Origin of the sequence: Pseudoalteromonas sp. P1-30 (genome assembly GCF_001400005.1) — a bacterium.
In the GTDB taxonomy this organism is placed as follows: domain Bacteria; phylum Pseudomonadota; class Gammaproteobacteria; order Enterobacterales; family Alteromonadaceae; genus Pseudoalteromonas; species Pseudoalteromonas atlantica.
Genome location: NZ_LKBC01000005.1, coordinates 21,228 through 39,822 on the forward strand (window position 1 = coordinate 21,228; position 18,595 = coordinate 39,822).

Annotated in this window: 15 protein-coding genes; 12 read left to right on the forward strand and 3 right to left on the reverse strand. The window is 43.0% G+C overall.

Going from position 1 to position 18,595, the window contains the following annotated elements; translation table 11 throughout:
• Positions 1–7,176: Ig-like domain-containing protein (locus AN395_RS10465; RefSeq protein ID WP_200910447.1), on the forward strand; the 7,176-nt coding region annotated here is incomplete at its 5' end.
• Between the two features lie 157 nt (positions 7,177–7,333).
• Here AN395_RS10465 and flgN read toward each other — a convergent pair.
• The 3 genes from flgN to flgA form a co-directional block, all read right to left on the reverse strand.
• Positions 7,334–7,765, reverse strand: coding sequence for a flagellar protein FlgN (gene flgN, locus AN395_RS10470; protein ID WP_054982970.1), 432 nt, complete (start codon positions 7,763–7,765; stop codon positions 7,334–7,336).
• Positions 7,758–8,081 carry a flagellar biosynthesis anti-sigma factor FlgM gene (flgM, locus tag AN395_RS10475; protein ID WP_004588011.1) on the reverse strand — a complete coding sequence of 108 codons (324 nt, stop codon included), beginning with the start codon at positions 8,079–8,081 and terminating at the stop codon, positions 7,758–7,760. The genes flgN and flgM overlap by 8 nt, the downstream gene beginning before the upstream one ends.
• Before the next feature lie 76 nt (positions 8,082–8,157).
• On the reverse strand, positions 8,158–8,865 hold the full coding sequence (gene flgA, locus AN395_RS10480; RefSeq protein ID WP_054982971.1) for a flagellar basal body P-ring formation chaperone FlgA: 708 nt from the start codon (positions 8,863–8,865) through the stop codon (positions 8,158–8,160).
• 140 nt (positions 8,866–9,005) lie between these two features.
• On the opposite strand from flgA, the gene AN395_RS10485 reads away from it, so the two are divergent.
• The 11 genes from AN395_RS10485 (at position 9,006) to flgJ (ending at position 18,595) form a co-directional block, all read left to right on the forward strand.
• Positions 9,006–9,938, forward strand: coding sequence for a chemotaxis protein CheV (locus AN395_RS10485; protein WP_004588013.1), 933 nt, complete (start codon positions 9,006–9,008; stop codon positions 9,936–9,938).
• 21 nt (positions 9,939–9,959) lie between these two features.
• Positions 9,960–10,790, forward strand: a complete 831-nt coding sequence (locus tag AN395_RS10490; protein WP_004588014.1) for a protein-glutamate O-methyltransferase CheR — start codon at positions 9,960–9,962, stop codon at positions 10,788–10,790.
• A 144-nt stretch (positions 10,791–10,934) separates the two neighbouring features.
• Positions 10,935–11,342 (forward strand): flagellar basal body rod protein FlgB, encoded by a 408-nt coding sequence (gene flgB / locus AN395_RS10495; protein WP_029773927.1) that lies wholly within the window; start codon positions 10,935–10,937, stop codon positions 11,340–11,342.
• A 5-nt stretch (positions 11,343–11,347) separates the two neighbouring features.
• A complete protein-coding gene (gene flgC / locus AN395_RS10500) occupies positions 11,348–11,779 on the forward strand; it encodes a flagellar basal body rod protein FlgC (RefSeq protein WP_004588016.1) in 432 nt (143 codons plus the stop codon).
• A 13-nt stretch (positions 11,780–11,792) separates the two neighbouring features.
• Positions 11,793–12,473: a flagellar hook assembly protein FlgD gene (locus tag AN395_RS10505; RefSeq protein ID WP_004588017.1), complete on the forward strand. Its 681-nt coding sequence runs from the start codon at positions 11,793–11,795 to the stop codon at positions 12,471–12,473.
• A 59-nt stretch (positions 12,474–12,532) separates the two neighbouring features.
• On the forward strand, positions 12,533–13,903 hold the full coding sequence (gene flgE / locus AN395_RS10510) for a flagellar hook protein FlgE (protein ID WP_054982972.1): 1,371 nt from the start codon (positions 12,533–12,535) through the stop codon (positions 13,901–13,903).
• Between the two features lie 176 nt (positions 13,904–14,079).
• On the forward strand, positions 14,080–14,823 hold the full coding sequence (locus AN395_RS10515) for a flagellar basal body rod protein FlgF (protein ID WP_004588019.1): 744 nt from the start codon (positions 14,080–14,082) through the stop codon (positions 14,821–14,823).
• A 21-nt stretch (positions 14,824–14,844) separates the two neighbouring features.
• On the forward strand, positions 14,845–15,633 hold the full coding sequence (gene flgG, locus AN395_RS10520) for a flagellar basal-body rod protein FlgG (protein ID WP_004588020.1): 789 nt from the start codon (positions 14,845–14,847) through the stop codon (positions 15,631–15,633).
• A gap of 20 nt (positions 15,634–15,653) precedes the next feature.
• A complete protein-coding gene (gene flgH / locus AN395_RS10525; protein ID WP_004588021.1) occupies positions 15,654–16,337 on the forward strand; it encodes a flagellar basal body L-ring protein FlgH in 684 nt (227 codons plus the stop codon).
• Positions 16,338–16,348: 11 nt separating this feature from the next.
• Complete coding sequence (locus AN395_RS10530) at positions 16,349–17,443, forward strand: flagellar basal body P-ring protein FlgI (protein WP_004588022.1); 1,095 nt, start codon at positions 16,349–16,351, stop codon at positions 17,441–17,443.
• Between the two features lie 135 nt (positions 17,444–17,578).
• On the forward strand, positions 17,579–18,595 hold the full coding sequence (gene flgJ / locus AN395_RS10535) for a flagellar assembly peptidoglycan hydrolase FlgJ (RefSeq protein WP_054982973.1): 1,017 nt from the start codon (positions 17,579–17,581) through the stop codon (positions 18,593–18,595).

The following is an 18,595-nucleotide window of genomic DNA, read 5'->3' on the forward strand; positions in this document are numbered from 1 at the left end:
AGCTACAGTGTACAAGCCAGCATTACGGATGCGGCGGGCAATACAGGCGGCGCTACGCAATCGGGCACCCTTGATAGCCTTGCCCCGACACTGACACTCGACACTGTAGGCGCTACCAACGACAGCACGCCAACCATTAGTGGTACCACGAATGCACCAGCCGGCACGGTGATTAGCATCAGCGTTAGCGATGGCATTACCACCGAAACCTTTACAGCCACAGTCCAAGCGGGTGGCAGCTGGTCAGCCGATGTACCAAATGCACTGGTTGATGGTGAGCTCACCATTGAAGCCAGCGTGAGCGACAACGCCGGTAACACCACCACAGTTAGTGAAACAGCCACGCTGAACACCACCGCGCCAAGCATTAGCATTAATACCTTGGTTGATACCAACGACACCACGCCAACCATTAATGGGACAAGTGATGCAGCCGATGGCACCACCATTAGCTTAACGTTTGTAGACAGTTCAGGCGCTGAAACCACCACAACCACCACAGTAACCGGTGGCGTATGGAGCGTTGATGCACCGAGTGAACTAGCTGAAGGTGAATACACAGTGACCGCGGAGGTAGACGATGGTCTGGGTAATATCGGCAGCGCCACAGAAACCGGTATTATTGACACCACTATGCCTGCGATTGAAGTGAATGAGTTAGTTGTTACCAATGATACAACCCCAACGATCACCGGCACCGCGAATGCACCGCAAGGCAGCACCGTAACTGTAGAGATCACCGATAGTAATAATATGACCCATACGGTTACAACGACCCTAGGAGCTAATGGCACGTGGAGTGTGGCTGCCTCACAAGTAGTTGCTGAAGGCAGTTATACCGTAAGTGCAAGCGTAAGCGATGCAGCGGGTAACACAGCGACCGCCACAGGCGCAGGGGAGGTTGATACCATTGCGCCAACACTTGATTTAACTAGCCCAGGTTCAAGTAACGATGTCACACCAACCCTAAGCGGCACCAGTGATGCGGTTGAAGGCACCGTGATCACCTTTACGGTTATCGATGATTTAGGGGCAGAGCAAACCTTTACGACGACTGTGGATGCGAGCGGCAACTTCTCAGTCGAAGTGCCAAACGCATTGGCTGAAGGCCCTTACAGCATTGAAGCGACTATTAGTGATGCGGCGGGTAACAGCACTGATATCACCGGCACCGGTAACATCGATACCACCGCACCAAGTGTGAGTGTAGATGCACCAGCGCTCACCAACGACAGCACACCAACAGTTACGGGCACCAGTGATGCACCAAACAGCACCGTCACGGTAACCTTTACCGATGCAGCCAATGCCGTACAAACTATTGATGTACAAACCGATGCCAATGGTAATTGGAGTGCCACCTCAGCGACTGATTTAGCCGAAGGGAGCTACAGTGTGAGTGCGAGCATTACCGATGCAGCAGGCAACACTGGCACAGGCAGTGATACGGGCGAAGTGGATGTAACTCCACCGACTTTAGAGATCATTCCTTCGTTTGCCCTAGGCAATTTAGTCTCTCTTTCTGGGGATTCTGATTTACCAGAAGGGTCAGTGATCACAATTACCGAGTATTTAGTCGGTGGTTTAGTGGGCGCAACGTACACTGCTACCACGAATGCTGATGGCACATGGGGACTTGCCAACATAACAGTACCTTTGCTTAGTCTTGCGTATGTTACTGCAACTGCAAGTGATGCAGCCGGTAATGTTGCGAGCGTCAACTCACTTAATTTTGATAATGAAGCACCTGCGCTCACTGTGACTGTTGATGCCTTATCGAACGATGCAACGCCTGTGATCTCTGGTGTTACTGATATGGTTCAAGGAACCGAGGTAGAACTAACCGTCGTAGATAGTGCAGGTCAAAGCCAGCAGTTTACGGCCATAGTTCAAGCTAATGGAAGTTGGTCTGTTGAAGTGCCAACCGAGTTAGCACAAGGGCAATACACTGTTACCGCAGAGGTAAGAGACGATGTGGGTAATTTAACCACTGAGCAAGCACAAGGTGAAATAGACAGCATAGCACCTACTCTTAGCGTTAATCCTATCGACACGACAGCAGATACAACGCCAACCCTATCAGGCACCAGTGATGCCATAGGTGCTGATGTAATAATTAGCATTGATGGCCAAACCTTTTTTGCGGTAGTCGATGCTGATGGAAATTGGCAGGTAGAGATACCAACTGCACTCACCGATGGTAACTATACGGCGCAAATTAATGTTGCTGACGACGCCAATAATATCACTAACACAACAATCGACTTAACAATTGATACTCAGATACCAATAGTCGCATTGGACGACATAACCGTATTTAACACAGATACGCCAGTTATTAGTGGTACATCTGGTGAACCTACTGGCACAAATGTAGATATTGTTATTACAGATAGTAATGGTGATACGCATACGTTAGCCGCTACGGTTGATGCAAATGGTAATTGGCAAACAACAGCGCCTAATTTACCTGAAGGAAATTACAGTGTTGTTGTTAGTATTACCGACGATGCTAATAATACAGGCTCAGCGACTGGAACAGGGCTTGTTGATACTCAAGCACCAACCATTACCATTGACGCATTAGGTACAATTAATAGCAGCACGCCTACTATTTCAGGTACATCTAATGAGGTTGAAGGTACTACAATTAATGTCACAATTACTGATGGTGATAGCACTGATACCTACACAACGACTGTGGGGGCAGGCGGGGCCTGGAGTGTTGATGTAACCACGCCATTAACTGATGGACAAGTGACAGTTTCAGCAAGCATTACTGATACTGCAGGTAACAGTAGTGAAGCAAATGCTACTGCCACGCTTAATACTAATGCACCTACCATTAATATAAACACTATTGTTGATACAAACGATCAAACACCTACGCTTTCTGGGTCGAGTAGTGCTGCAAATGGTACGCTAGTTACGGTTACTATTACCGATGTTAATAATGTCTCGCACACGGTTACAACAACTGTAACTGATAATACATGGAGTGTAGATGCGACAAATATCCTTCCTGAGGGCACGTTTACTGTTTCAGCCAGTGTGACTGAAGGTGGCTTAACCAGCAGTGCAACAGATACAGGGCTGATAGATTTAACAGCCCCAGAATTGAATATTACACCGCTACTAACGAGTAATGATACAACGCCTACAATTTCAGGTACAAGTACAGCCCCACAGGGCGCCATAGTCGCTATTTTGATTACAGATAGCTTAGGCGCAGAGCAAACAGTTAATGCCACAGTAGGTGCAAATGGCACATGGTCAGTTGCAGCTCCTTTATCGCTTAGCGAAGGCACGTATACTGTTACTGCATCAACAAGTGATACCGCGGGCAACCCTGTAAATACTAGCACTACCGGTGTGGTTGATATAACCGCACCAGTGGTTAGCATTAACAATATTGTAGGTAGTACAGATTTAACACCTAGCGTTTCTGGCAGTGTAACAGGTGCAGCCGTAGGAGATGTGGTTGCTGTGGTATTTACCGACTTCCAAGGTAATGCGCATACAGTCAATACAACGGTGCAAGCCGGTGGAACTTGGTCAGTAGAAGCAAGCAATAGTCTTTCGCAAGGGGCATATTCAGTAGAAGTATTTATTACTGATAATGCCGGAAATACAGGCAGCAATATCACTAACGCAAATATTGATACAATTGCGCCAGAAATTAGTATTGATCAAAGTTCATTAATACTTACCCAAGACAGCACGCCATTAATTAGTGGCACATCAAACGAGCCAAATACAAACGTTTTCGTTACGTTTACTGACTCAGCTGGCGCATCGCATCAAATTACCGTACAAACGGATGCTAATGGAGACTGGCAAGCCGCTGCAGACAACGTATTAGCAGAGGGGGTTTACAGTGTTTCGGCAACGATTACTGATAGCGCGGGAAATACCTCTGTTGATAGTAAAACAGGTGGCGAAGTAGATACAGTAGGGCCAGAGCTTACTATTGTGCCTTCGTTCGTATTAGGGCAGCTAGTATCTTTATCTGGTACTTCCGATTTAGGTGAAGGTAAAACAGTCACCGTTAATTTAGAATTAGCAGGTGATTTGGCTAACTTAACTTACGATGTAACCACCGATGCCAATGGAGATTGGGAGTTATTAGGCCTAGCGGTTAATATTATTGGCTTATCAGTTGTTGAAGCCTCCGCAACTGATGAAGCGGGTAACACCACCACTATAACGACGGCAGATGTAGATGCTTCAACGCCGTTACTTAATGCGGTGGTTGACTTTGTAGCTGGCGAGGGTGATTTACCAGTAATTAGCGGTACGACCGACCAAGCCCCAGGCACCGAAGTGCTAGTGAGAGTGGTAGATAGCGATAACATAGCACAAGATTTGGTTGCTATAGTGCAGGCAGATAATTCATGGACTGTACAGGTTCCTCAATCACTTGCTGAGGGCGTGTTTACTGTAACTGTAAATGTATTAAGTGAAGTCGGGATCACAGCTACACAGCTGCTAAGCAGTGTAGTAGATACCATCTCGCCAACGCTTAATTTGCAAGTGATTGGTACAACGTCAGATTCTACTCCAATTATTCAAGGGAGCAGTGATTTAATTAATGGAGTGGTAGAGATTCAGCTGGACGGAGGTTCAGTACTTACAACAACAGTGAATGCAGCAGGGCTATTTTCACTGGAGGTTGATGCGCTGACTGAAGGGCAGCATGTTGCCAACGTGAGTATCACTGATGATGCCGGCAATGTAGTAACACAAACGCTCGAGTTTGTTGTTGATACGTTAGTGCCTGTGGTAGATATTTTACCGTTGAGCATCAGCAATACTGACATTCTAACTATTTCTGGTACTTCTGAAGAAGCTCAAGGCACAGACATTGATGTAACTGTGATAGATATTAACGGCAACGCAACAGTATTTGATGCCCTTGTTGGTAGCGATGGCACGTGGTCATTAGTAACCACTAGCCTACCTGATGGTATATATAGTGTATTCGCAAGTATTACTGATGCTGCGGGTAATCTAGGCCAGTCTGCTACTGAGCAAGTGACGATTGATACCATACCGCCATCGTTAGAAATAGACGCCTTTGGTGTACTTAATACATTAACGCCTACTATTACTGGCACCAGTGACGAAGAAACCGGTAGCTTAATCACGGTTAATATTACCGACTCTGCAAACACACTTTATGAAGTTACTACAACAGTATTAGGAGATGGCACGTGGCTTGTTGTTGCACCTTTACTTGCTGAGGGCGATTTAACCGTCGAGGCTATTAGTATTGATAACGCAGGCAATATAGCAACGGTGACGCAAACGGGCGTTGTGAGCACCACTTTACCGAGTCTATTAATTAACCCAATAATAGATACAAGCGATACAACCCCAACTATTAGTGGTACTACCGATGTACTAAACGGTAATGTAGAAGTTGTTATTACAGATAGCAGTGGTAATGCAACAACCTATAACACTCAAGCTATTGCTGGTGTATGGACATTAATACCGACCACTCCATTAGCTGAAGGTGCATTTACGGTTGATGCAACAGTCGAAAACTTAAACCTTACAAGCTCTACAAGTCTTAATGGCATAGTTGACTTAACTCCGCCTACAATTGAAATTAATGAACTTGCAGTTACGAATAACTCACTGCCAATCATCTCAGGTACAAGTGATGCTCCGGCAGGTACAACCATAAGCGTAGTACTTACTGATGCTAATAGTGATTCGCAAACATTAACTGCGCAAGTGGCAGGTAACGGAACTTGGTCAGTCACAGCTGTTACGCCGCTTAGTGAAGGCGGTTTTAGTGCTACTGCAACAGTGAGTGATGCTGCAGGAAACTCATCAAGCGATACCATGGTTTCAAGTACTGATTACACAGCACCTATTGTATTTATAGACCCTATTGCAGTAGGCCAAGATACCACACCGACTATTACAGGCTCGGTAACCGGAAGTTTTGCGGGAGCTGCAGTTATGGTGATGTTTACTGACGCACTAGGTGAAACACACAATGTTTCAACAACAGTAAACACAGATGGATCGTGGAGTGTTACAGCTTCGCAGCCTCTTAGCGAAGGGAATTACAGTGTTGATGTAAGCGTACTTGATAATGCAGGTAATATTGGCGAGCAATCTATAAGCAGCATAGTTGATTCAGGCATAGTAATTAACTCTGGTTTAGAATTAACAGCCGATAGCACACCTAAGATCACCGGTACCGCAGGAGCAAATGAAGATATTACCGTAAGCTTTATAGATGAAAGCGGTACTGTTGTAACCAAGGATACAACAGCGGGTGAGACAGGTGTATGGAGCGTATCACCAGACAATGCTTTACTCGATGGAGCATACACTGTAACGGCTACCGCTACTGATGAATCTGGAAATGTTACTTCAAGTGGAAGCTTATCTGGGTTAGTGATTGACTCAACGCCGGTAGACTTCGAAGTGTCTAACTATTACTGGGGCTTACTAGGAATAGGTTTAACTGCAGAAGGCACAGTAGAAGAAGGAAATAGTGTATATGTTGTAGGAGCAAACTTACTTGGCCTTGAGGTGTTAAACCTAAACTTAAATGTGCTAGAAAGCGCTATGGAAATTCAACCTGATGAGAATGGAAATTGGAGTTCATTATTATCAGTTCTTGATTTAGGTTCTTGGTCTGATTATCGCTTTATCACAGTTGATGAAGCCGGTAATTATTTAATTAAGGATATTAATGACAATATTATTGACCAAGGAAACGACCCACAACTTGCTAGCGCAGGAAGCAGTGCAAGTGCCACCGATACAACATTTGGCTTAGAAGGAGCCGCTGAGCCGTTTAGCGAAGAAGCAGCATTAGGCGCCAATATACCAAATGCAGCAGTAACCAGCGATGCTTTAGGAGAAACGGTTAATTTAAGTAATGTAAGTGCTTTATCGAGTACAGAGCAAACGGTGTCAATGAGCTCTACAGAGCCCCTTAATATCAATGATGTAATTATTGACGAAGACACCGAGCAACTCGTTGCTCTTAATACTGTGATTGACGATGAAGGCTCTGCAATTGCTTATAGCCCTGCACAAAGTGGCGGAAGTACCGATGAAGCTGCGCCAGCAGTTGATGTTCAAAATCAATCAGAGGAAATGATTAAACACTTAATTGAAAATGGTAATAACCAAACAGATATTTAAATCAGTAACCCACTTCAGTTAAATAACTGAAGTGGGTTTCTAAAACTCACTTAATCAAAAGTGTGGTTATTATTTTGTGCTAAGTAGTAAACCTAAAAAAGCCCTTATTGAGACTTCAATAAGGGCTTTTTTAATAAATTAGGATATATAAAAGCAGTTAAGCTTTTAGGTTACGAACCAGCTTGCTGTCGGTATTAACCACACTACCGCCTTGGTCGTAAGTCATACTAGTTGGGGCGCCAATTAAAATATCTTTTAATTGTTTTACACTTAAGTGTGCTTGGCGGGCAGCATGTGAGTTTACTTTATTTTGTTTTTGGCACTGCGCTAACTGCGCTTTAACTTGCGCTACTCGTTCAGTCACTTCAGGGGCATTTTCATCATTTGCAGCAAAAAGTTTATTCAACTCTTTATCGAGCTGCGTAAGCTTAGTTAAAAAAGACATTTTTTGTTGGGCAAGTTCTTTTAAACCTTCACCTCTACGAGAGGCAATAATACTAAGCTCTTCGTTTAATAACGCATATAATGAATCCAAGCATTTAACTTGTTCATTTAATTTAACGCTAATTAAACTATTGTGATCAGCCATATACGTTAAACTCAAAATCAGCTAAGTTTTTAGTCAGCTTTTCAGCATCAATTTGGTATTTACCTTCGGTAATCGCTTTTTTAAGCTCAGCGACCTTTTCACTATCAAAGCCAGATGATTGCTGTGCTTTATCTTGCAGTGTTTTTAACTGCTGTGCTTGTGGCGTCAGGCTCACTGAATCGCTCGCCGCTTTAGGCGAAGGAGTCTGTGTTGTTTGTGTACTTGCAGCGTTATCTTTTTTAATATCAACTTGTTGCTGTTTAGCGTTTGTAAGCGCATTAGCTTGTTGATTACTGCCATTAACTTGATTAACCATAATAATAAACCTGTATATTACCCAACTTATGCCAAGTTATCGGCATATACATAGGATACTTTAGTATAAATCGAAATTAAATATTAACTTGTACAGACTCTACACCATCTACGCGTGCATTCAAAATTTTACCGGATTTTTTATTCTTGATCTGTACTTGCTCACCAAGGGTGCCATCTTCAAGTGCTATCCCCGTAGTTTTTATTCTAAGTCCTTTAATACTCGCATAAATATTAACAGCGTCGCCTTTGCAAACCATACAAATTTGGTTGAGCAAAACCGGCATACCGCTTCTTATATTTCGCTTACTGCGGCTGCCAATAAGCATTAAAGGGTTATCTAAATATTGTACCCTAACAAACTGCGAAGGCTTCATTTGTACGCTTAAATGAGACTTAGTAATAACTTCACCACGGGCTAGATTTGCCGTGGCAACCACAACGGGCGCCATTTTAACGATTCTTACATGGACATATTGAGTCCAGCTTTGCGCATCGTTACATTTTATTTGTACAGTCACCTGGCGTGTAAATGGCGGCTCATTTGGCACGACTAATTCTGGCTCGTTTTCGCATACCCTATCAGGAATACGGCTATCGAGGGCAAGCGCGGTAATCTCCACATTTTTTTCAAGTGGAACGGTAACTTGCTCTGCAATATGAGAAATTGCTATTTCTTGTAATAAATCTTTACTAAACACTTTTGCATGCAAAGGTGTTGCTAAGCAGAGGCTAGCAAGAAAATAAAAAACACTGTATCTTCTGACTTTTTTTAACAAACTCATAATGTTTCGACTATGCTTATGGTTTCAAACAGGGTATAAATATTTTGCGTCAAAAAGTAGACGCTCCCGCGATGTTATGTAGCTTTATAAACAGAAAGCAATTATCGTTCCGCATTATTTGTTTTCTTTAGGAGATTTGAATGGCAGGCATTTTAGACTCAGTAAACCAACGCACCCAGTTGGTTGGGCAGAACCGCCTAGAATTACTATTATTTAAGCTCAGAGGGCGTCAGCGTTTTGGGATCAATGTATTTAAAGTAAGAGAAGTACTACAATGTCCTCCTTTAACGAGTATGCCTAAATCAAATGCATACATTCGGGGTGTGGCGCATATTCGTGGTCAAACTATTTCAGTTATCGACTTATCAATGGCCGTAGGCGGCCGACCTATTGAAAATGTTAAAGACAGCTTCATAATAATTGCAGAATACAATCGTTCAGTGCAGGGCTTCTTAGTTGGTGGCGTTGAGCGAATCGTTAATATGAACTGGGAAAAAATAATGCCACCTCCGTCGGGAGCAGGGCGTTACTCTTATTTAACTGCCGTTACCGAGATTGAAAACGAACTAGTCGAAATTCTCGATGTAGAAAAAATCTTAAACGAAATTTGTCCAGTAAATACCGAAGTTAGCGCCGACCTTGCCGCCGATAGTGCAATACAAAAAGACTTAGGCGAGCGCATTGTATTTATTGCCGACGATTCAGCTGTTGCACGTAACCAAGTAAAAAGAGCACTTGAGCCACTTGGCGTGCAAACTGAGCTTGCAAAAAATGGTAAAGAGGCTTTAGTTAGGCTTAAAGAAATAGCCGAGCTTGATTGTAAAAATGATATTACTGAGCGCGTAGGTTTACTTATCTCTGATGTTGAAATGCCTGAAATGGACGGCTATACATTAACAGCAGAAATTAAAGCAGATCCAAAATTAGCGCCTCTACATGTTATTTTACACACTTCTTTGAGTGGGGTGTTTAATCAGGCGATGATCGAAAAAGTAGGCGCGGATGACTTTATAGCAAAATTTAACCCTGATGAATTGGCAACAGCAGTTAAAAAATGGGTTCATTGCGACTAAACAACAATAGGTGTTATTAATTTGAATAATAAAGATTTGCAGCAAAGTGACTACGATCAGTTTCGCTCATTTTTAGAGCAGCAATGTGGTATTGTGCTAGGCGAAAACAAGCAGTATTTAGTAAAAAGTAGGCTTGCGCCGCTTATGGCTCGTTTTAATGTTGAATCTTTATCACAATTAGTGAGTAAAACGCTTGGCCCTCATGAGCGGCAACTTAGAGCCGCTGTAGTTGATGCCATGACCACTAACGAAACCTTGTGGTTTAGGGATCAATACCCATTTGAGCTTTTAAAAAATAAACTGTTTCCAGAGTTTAAAGACGCCCGCCGACCATTAAAAATTTGGTCAGCGGCCAGCTCTTCAGGCCAAGAACCATACTCTATTGCCATGTCTGTTGCTGAGTTTCAGGCCAAGCAACCGGGCGTGTTGCGTATGGGGGCACAAATTATTGGTACTGATATTTCTAACACAATGCTGGATATGTGTAAAAACGCCGAATATGACGCGCTGGCATTAGCGCGAGGCCTATCTGCAGAGCGCCGTAAAAAGTACTTTATGGATAGCGGCAACGGCATGGCAAAAGTTGTCGACTCAGTCAGAAAACAGGTGAGCTTTAGACATTTAAACTTGCTTGATTCTTACGCCTTAATGGGGAAGTTTGATATTATTTTTTGCCGCAATGTCCTTATATATTTTTCACCAGAGGTTAAAGCAAAAATAATTGGTCAGTTTGCCCAAGCACTAAACCCAAAAGGGTATTTATTTTTAGGTGCGTCGGAGTCGATGACGGGCTTAAGTAATGAGTTTGATATGGTTCGTTGTAACCCTGGAATCATCTACCAAAAAAAATAATCCTATCACTTTGTTATTAAAAAACGACGTTCTTAGCGTCGTTTTTTTATTTAATAACAACCCTCTATAAAAAAATAACGTAACTAAAAACTACTGGCTTATAAATTGCTTTAACTTAAGCAAGTCAATTTTTTGGAGAACGTTATGGCTATCAGTTTTGATAAAGCATTAGGTGTGCACCCGCATGCAATGTTGATCCGCTCACAGCGGGCAGAAGTACTTGCCACAAATATAGCGAATGCTGATACGCCTGGCTATAAAGCAAAAGATATCGACTTTGCCTCAGCATTAAAAGCGGCAAGGTCAACTCAGCAAAGCGGCAATAGCATGGTTACTACCAATGAAAAACACATCGCAGGCGGTACTCGAAGTGTAGGTGGTTCTGAATTATTTCGCACTCCAAATCAAGGAGATACAGGCGATGGTAACTCAGTTGATATACAGGTGGAACGAAACTTGTATACACAGAATGCGATGGAGTATCAGGCAAGCCTGCAATTTTTAAGTAGTAAATTTAAGGGCCTGAATAAAGCGCTCGGTAGTCAAGGATAATAATTATGAGTTTATATAACGTTTTTGATATTTCAGGCAGTGGTATGAGTGCACAAAATGTTCGCTTAAATACCACCGCGAGTAATATTTCGAATGCTAATACAATTAGTTCATCCCAAGACAAAACTTACCGAGCACGCCAACCTGTATTTGCTGCCGAGCTGACGAAAGCGTCTGCCTCAGCCAGCAACCCTCAGGGCTCCGCTGTTGGTGTTAAAGTGCTGGGAATTGTTGAGAGTAACAAACCACTACAAATTGAATATAACCCTAATCACCCAAGTGCGGATGAAAATGGCTATATCTATAAACCCAACGTTAATGTTGTTGAGGAGATGGCAAATATGATCTCTGCTTCTCGCTCTTATCAAACAAACGTGCAAGTTGCCGATGCAGCTAAGCAAATGTTAAGCAAAACGCTGTTACTTGGGCAGCGATAACCGAGGGTAGGTTATGAGTAACGATATTAGTACTAGTTCATCTTTTTTGGACTCTATAACTTGGCAAGAGACCCAAGTAGCGACAACCACTGAAGAGAGCGATGCATTAACGCAGGAAGATTTTTTCTCGTTGCTAACTCAGCAGCTATCGTATCAAGATCCGAGTAATCCGGCTGATAACGATCAGATGATTGCGCAAATGACTAATTTTACCATGGCGCAAGGCATCACAGATTTAAACACAAATTTTGAATCACTTGCCTCGTCAATGACCTCAAACTCTGCCTTACAAGCATCAACGCTGGTTGGTAAGCAAGCGCTTTTAGAATCTAATACGCTTGAGCTTGGCGAAAGCGGAGAGGCAAAAGGGTCTGCGGTTGCTGAAGAAGCCGTTGATAATTTAACAATTAAAGTCACAGATGCTTCTGGGCAACTGGTTAGAACTATCGATATGGGTTCGCAAGCAGCGGGTGCAGTGCGCTTTAGCTGGGATGGTAATAATGAATCCGGTGAGCGCCTACCAGAGGGCGAATACACCATTACTGCAGAGGGCAGTACCAACGGCGAGTTTTCAAGCTTACCGGTGGCAACATTCAAAAACATTGAAAGCGTTAATATCAATGGCTCTAGTGGCATTATTATTAACACTAAAGAGGGTGCGGTTAGGTTGACTGATGTCGCAGAGATCGCATAACCAATTAAAAAGTATTTCGCCTGCTAGCAGGCTATTAGATTAAAAGTTAGAGGTGAATTATGAGCTTTAATATCGCACTTACAGGCCTAGCTGCCGCTCAAAAAGACTTAGACGTAACAGCAAATAATATTGCTAACGTAAATACCACTGGTTTTAAAGAATCGCGGGCTGAATTTGCTGATGTATATGCTGCATCTGTGTTTAGTGCAGGTAAAACCAAAAATGGTGATGGTGTGCAAACAACCATGGTTGCACAGCAATTTCATCAAGGCTCACTGCAATTTACTAACAACTCGTTAGATTTAGCGATTACCGGCGAAGGGTATTTTGCAATGACTGATGATATTTCGTCGCAAGATTTAACCTATACTCGTGCAGGTGCATTTAAGCTTAACCAAGATAACTTTATGGTTGACGCCAAAGGTAATTACTTACAAGCTTTTCCGGTTGATGCATCAAGTGGGGACACCACATCGGTAAGTCTAAGTACAACTAACCCAATTCAAATTCCTGATTCATCTGGTTCGCCTCGCGCAACCGAAAACGTATTTTTATCGTTCAACTTAGATGCAACAGCTGATGCAACAGGCCTCGATTTTGATCCGACATCGAACGGTACCTATAATTCGTCGACGTCTACTACTGTTTACGACTCATTAGGTGAACCACATATTCTGCAATACTTTTTTGTAAAAGAAGAAGATGCAGCTGCAGGTGGTACAGACAATAGCTGGGAGGTATACGCTACGCTTGATGGTAAAGTGGTAGACGGTACATCTGGTGCAGAGCAAACAACTACACCATATACACCTATTACCACACTTGGTTTTGATTCTAGCGGTTTACCCGCCACAACAGATGGTGTAGCAAATACTAACACCACCACGTTTGATGAAATTAATTTACCGGCAGGTGCAGGTACTGGTTTATCGTCAATGCTTGATAACGGCGCAACATTCCCAAGTACAGGTATTGAGCTAAACTGGCGTGATGAAAACAACACAGCTGGCCGTATTCCAACTCAGTACTCAAGTGGCTTTGAAGTAAAAGCACTTGACCAAGATGGTTCTACAGTGGGTCGTTTAGCGGGTATTGATATTGGCACAGACGGTAAAATTGTTGCCTCATACAGCAATGGCGATTCAACCTACTTAGGCCAAGTTGCTATGGTTCGCTTTCCAAACTCTCAAGGCCTTTCGCAAGTAGGCGATACCAGCTGGAAGCAAAGCATTGACTCTGGTGAGCCAGTGGCCGGTGAAGCAGGCTCGGGCACTTTTGGTAGTATTAATTCATCCGCGCTTGAGCAATCAAATACTAACTTAACAAACGAATTAGTTGATTTGATTACCGCTCAACGTAACTACCAAGCGAACTCAAGAGCGCTCGAAGTTAACTCAACAATTCAGCAAAGTATTTTGCAGATTCGATAAGTTAACCTTATTTTTGGTTAAGATTTTAAGGCTGCATTTTTGCAGCCTTTTTTGTAGCTATGTAGCTGAAACTAGCGTAGCTGAACCGTTCAATACCTTCCTTATATTGCGTCAAATTTAATCTGGCATCTATTTTGCATTTATCAACTCAGAGATTTTTTATGTGAGTCGATGTTATGGACAAAATGGTCTACATTGCAGCCTCTGGCGCTAAGCAAAGCCTACAAGGGCTTGCACTTAAAGCCAATAATTTGGCAAACGCAAACACCACAGGTTTTAAAGCTGACTTTGCGCAAGCGCGCTCTATGCAAGCATTTGGCGAGGGCTTACCAACGCGCGTGTTTTCAATGCAAGAGCGACCAGGTTCTAACATGACCTCTGGCGGCATAATCGAAACAGGTCGTGATTTAGATATTGCCATGAGCGATAACGCCTGGCTTGCCGTTCAAGATGACTCAGGAAACGAAGCCTATACAAAAGTAGGCACGCTAAACATTACTGCACAAGGTATGTTAGTAACGAGCCATGGTCGTCAAGTTATTGGCGAAGGTGGCCCCGTAATTTTACCGGTTCCTATAGAAAAAATAAGCTTTAGTGAAGATGGTGCCATACAGGTTCGCCCGCAAGGGGCACCAGCCAATTTTTTAGAAGAAGTAGACACGCTGCGCGTTGTTGAAGGAAACAGCAGAGAGCTTGAAAAAGGCAACGATGGTTTATTTAGACCTGTACCTGGGCAAACCGTCGATACCTCTGCAAATGTAAAAGTATTAAGTGGTGCACTGGAAATGTCTAACGTTAATCCAGTTCACGAAATGGTCGATATGATCAACCACCAACGTCAATTTGAGTTACAAGTAAAACTAATGAAAACAGCTGAAGAGATTGACGAACGTCAAGATCAGTTGATGCGCATAGTTTAACTTTAAAATGAGGGCATACTTATGAATCCTGCATTGTGGATAAGTAAAACAGGGCTAGACGCTCAACAAACTGATATTTCAGTTATTTCAAATAATTTGGCGAATGCCAGTACCGTAGGTTACAAAAAGAGCCGCGCTATTTTTGAAGATTTACTGTATCAAAACATCAACCAGCCTGGCGGGCGCTCTTCACAAGATACCGAGCTGCCATCTGGCCTAATGCTAGGTGCGGGTGCAAAAGTGGTTGCTAACCAAAAAGAGTTTACGCAAGGTAATATGCTCACCACCGAAAACTCACTCGATTGGATGATTTCAGGCGAAGGCTTTTTTGAAGTGCTGCAACCCGATGGCAATATAGCGTATTCGCGTAATGGGCAATTTACTACCGATGAAGACGGCCGCATTGTTACCTCAGGTGCAGGTTTTGTTGTTCAGCCCGAAATGAATGTACCCGATGATGCGCAATCAATTACAGTCTCTCAAGATGGTGAAGTATCTGTACGCGTTGCAGGGCAAGCCGATAACGTGGTAATTGGCCAGCTAACAATTAGTGACTTTATTAATCCATCGGGTCTTGAGCCAATTGGTCAAAACCTTTACACCGAAACCGCTGTTAGTGGTGCGCCTGTTCAAGGTAATCCAGGCGTAGAAGGCTTAGGTACTATTATTCAAGGCTCACTTGAAACATCAAACGTTAATGTAACGGAAGAATTGGTAAACCTTATCGAAACTCAACGTGTTTACGAAATGAACTCAAAAGTAATCTCGGCCGTTGACGAAATGATGAGCTACATCAATCAACAGTTATAACCGTGCACAAGGGGATAGTTATGCGTAATGTTATTTTATTTGCAGCAGGCACCTTATTTTTAAGTGGCTGTGTTTCTACGCAAAATAGTGAAGTGGTTCAAGATGACCCCTACTACGCACCCATGTACCCAGAGCCTGTAGCAGAGCCTGTTGTTGCAACGGGTTCGTTGTTTAACACCAATACATTTAATGATTTGTATTCAGACAAAAAAGCACTTAGAACCGGCGATATAATTACCGTTAAGCTTGAAGAGTCAACACAAGCTACAAAAGCCGCTAAAACCGAAACCGATAAAGAAACCGAAGCCAGCCTAGACCCCGTTATTGGGTTAGGTGGTTTACCAGTCAATATAGGTGGCGACAGTATTCAGTTTGGCATTGGTAGTGATTCATCATTTACCGGTGACTCTAAATCAAATCAGTCAAACAGCTTAGTGGGCGACATCTCGGTGAATGTTATGCGTGTTTTACCCAATGGTAACTTAGTTATTCGTGGTGAAAAATGGCTAACACTTAACACCGGCGAAGAGTTTATTAGGCTCGAAGGCCTTGTACGTCCGCAAGATGTAAGCGCCGATAACACGGTTGAGTCGAATAGAATTGCCAATGCCCGAATTCAATATTCAGGTAAAGGACAAACACAAGAAGCGCAAAGCCCAGGGTGGTTAACACGTTTCTTTAGTAGCTCGTTATTTCCGTTTTAGAGGATAGTAGTATGAATAGCATTAAAGCGTTTATTTTGATCATACTGCTAGGCTGGCAATTTTCTGCCAGCGCCGAGCGTATAAAAGATGTCTCTATGGTTGAAGGTGTACGTGCTAACCAATTGGTAGGCTATGGTTTAGTGGTGGGGCTACCTGGTACAGGGGAGCAAAACTCTTACACACAACAAAGTTTTAGAGGCATGCTAAACAGTTTTGGTATTACGCTGCCTTCAACACAAAGCCCTAAAATTAAAAACGTAGCAGCAGTGGCAGTCCACGCTGAGCTTCCGCCGTTTAGAAAGCCGGGTCAAACAATTGATATTACGGTATCTTCTATTGGCAGTGCAGGCAGTTTACGTGGCGGCACCTTGTTACAAACTTTCTTAAAAGGGGTGGATGGAAACGTATACGCTATAGCACAAGGTAGCCTAATTGTGGGTGGTTTAGGAGCACAAGGGCTAGATGGCAGTAAAGTGGTCATTAACACCCCGACGGTTGGCCGCGTACCTAACGGAGCCACTGTTGAGCGCGAAGTTAAAAGCCCTTTTATGCAAGGCGACTACATTACTTTTAACTTAAACCGCCCTGACTTTACAACGGCAAAACGTTTAGAAGCAACAATTAACAATTTGGTAGGCCCTAATAGTGCACAAGCTATTGACGCTGCCTCAGTACGCGTTATTGCGCCACGTGATGCATCGCAACGAGTGTCTTATTTATCAACGCTTGAAAACCTAGAGTTTAAGCCTGCTGATACCTCAGCCAAGATTATTGTTAATTCACGTACGGGAACGATTGTCATTGGCAAAAATGTGAAGCTACAGCCTGCGGCAATAACCCATGGCGGCCTAACAGTCACAATTGCTGAACAGCAAAATGTAACGCAGCCTAATCCGTTAGCAGAAGGCGAAACTGTTGTTACACAGCAAAGTATTATTGACGTTAATCAAGATGATTCTCGTGCGTTTGTATTTAACCCCGGCGTTAGCTTAGATGACTTAGTGCGTGCTATAAATGAAGTAGGCGCAGCACCTGGAGACCTAATGGCTATTTTAGAAGCGCTTAAAGAAGCGGGTGCAATTAACGGACAGCTTGTTGTTATTTAATTATTTTTAAGAATATTTACCCTTCTACATAAAGCTTAAGTACTCAAAAGGTACTTAAGCTTTTTACTGTTTACCTTTCTTTGGCTTAATTTTTGCATTTCTTAAAGCATTATTCATTTTTGTGTCAAAAAGCTGATGGAAACAAATCACCTCGATAAGCAAAACTTTTTTGATTTAAGTAATCTTAATACTTTACGTCAAGACGCTTTAAATAGCGGTGATGCATCTACTGATGCCTCTAAAGCGGCGCTAAAAAAAGCAGCGGCACAATTTGAAGCTATTTTTACACAAATGCTTCTAAAAGGGATGCGTAAAGCCAACGAAGCATTTGAAGATGAAGACAGCCCGTTTAACTCAAGCGGTGTAAAGTTTTTTGAAGAAATGCACGATCAGCAGCTCTCTTCTGAGCTTTCATCAAATGGGTCTTTGGGCTTGGCTGATTTAATTGTGCAGCAGCTCTCTCCAGAGGCTGAAAACTTTATGCCTGGCTCAGTGTTAAGAACAACCAACGACTTTATCAGTGATAAACGCGCAGGCTCTGAACTGCCTCATGAAAAGGTGCACAGTGTAAAGCAAGCAAATAAAGATGACTCAGCAGTCAGCAGTGCGGCAACACAAACTAAAACCACAACACAGCCTACACAGCAGTCGTCGTTTAATAATGCTGAAGAGTTTGTTAGTGCAGTGTGGGAGCATGCTAAAACAGCGGCCGAAAAAATTGGTTTAAACCCTGCAGTAATGGTGGCCCAAGCGGCACTTGAGACTGGTTGGGGTAAGCATATTATTAATAAAAGCGACGGGAATAGCTCAAATAACCTGTTCAATATTAAATCAGATAAAAGCTGGGAAGGCGATAAAGCAAGTAAAGTAACGCTTGAATTTGAGCAAGGTACCCCTGTTAAAAAGCAAGCAAGTTTTAGAGCTTACGATTCTATAAAAGAAAGCGTGAACGACTTTGTCGATTTTTTAACGCAAAACCCACGCTACGAAGAAGCATTACAAAAAACAGCACAGCCAAACGAATTTTTAGATTCGCTACAAAAAGCAGGCTATGCAACCGATCCTAATTACGCGAGTAAAATAAAAAAAGTGCTAAATAGCAGTGAGCTTAAAAATATTGCAACAAGCGCGTTTACCCAAGGAGTGAAGTAA

Excerpts from the sequence above, each read along its gene's own strand:
- flgN (WP_054982970.1), bottom strand. The coding sequence starts at position 7,765 with ATGGCTGATCACAATAGTTTAATTAGCGTTAAATTAAATGAACAAGTT.
- flgM (WP_004588011.1), bottom strand. The coding sequence starts at position 8,081 with ATGGTTAATCAAGTTAATGGCAGTAATCAACAAGCTAATGCGCTTACA.
- flgA (WP_054982971.1), bottom strand. The coding sequence starts at position 8,865 with ATGAGTTTGTTAAAAAAAGTCAGAAGATACAGTGTTTTTTATTTTCTT.
- AN395_RS10485 (WP_004588013.1), top strand. The coding sequence starts at position 9,006 with ATGGCAGGCATTTTAGACTCAGTAAACCAACGCACCCAGTTGGTTGGG.
- flgB (WP_029773927.1), top strand. The coding sequence starts at position 10,935 with ATGGCTATCAGTTTTGATAAAGCATTAGGTGTGCACCCGCATGCAATG.
- flgC (WP_004588016.1), top strand. The coding sequence starts at position 11,348 with ATGAGTTTATATAACGTTTTTGATATTTCAGGCAGTGGTATGAGTGCA.
- AN395_RS10505 (WP_004588017.1), top strand. The coding sequence starts at position 11,793 with ATGAGTAACGATATTAGTACTAGTTCATCTTTTTTGGACTCTATAACT.
- flgE (WP_054982972.1), top strand. The coding sequence starts at position 12,533 with ATGAGCTTTAATATCGCACTTACAGGCCTAGCTGCCGCTCAAAAAGAC.
- AN395_RS10515 (WP_004588019.1), top strand. The coding sequence starts at position 14,080 with ATGGACAAAATGGTCTACATTGCAGCCTCTGGCGCTAAGCAAAGCCTA.
- flgG (WP_004588020.1), top strand. The coding sequence starts at position 14,845 with ATGAATCCTGCATTGTGGATAAGTAAAACAGGGCTAGACGCTCAACAA.
- flgH (WP_004588021.1), top strand. The coding sequence starts at position 15,654 with ATGCGTAATGTTATTTTATTTGCAGCAGGCACCTTATTTTTAAGTGGC.
- AN395_RS10530 (WP_004588022.1), top strand. The coding sequence starts at position 16,349 with ATGAATAGCATTAAAGCGTTTATTTTGATCATACTGCTAGGCTGGCAA.
- flgJ (WP_054982973.1), top strand. The coding sequence starts at position 17,579 with ATGGAAACAAATCACCTCGATAAGCAAAACTTTTTTGATTTAAGTAAT.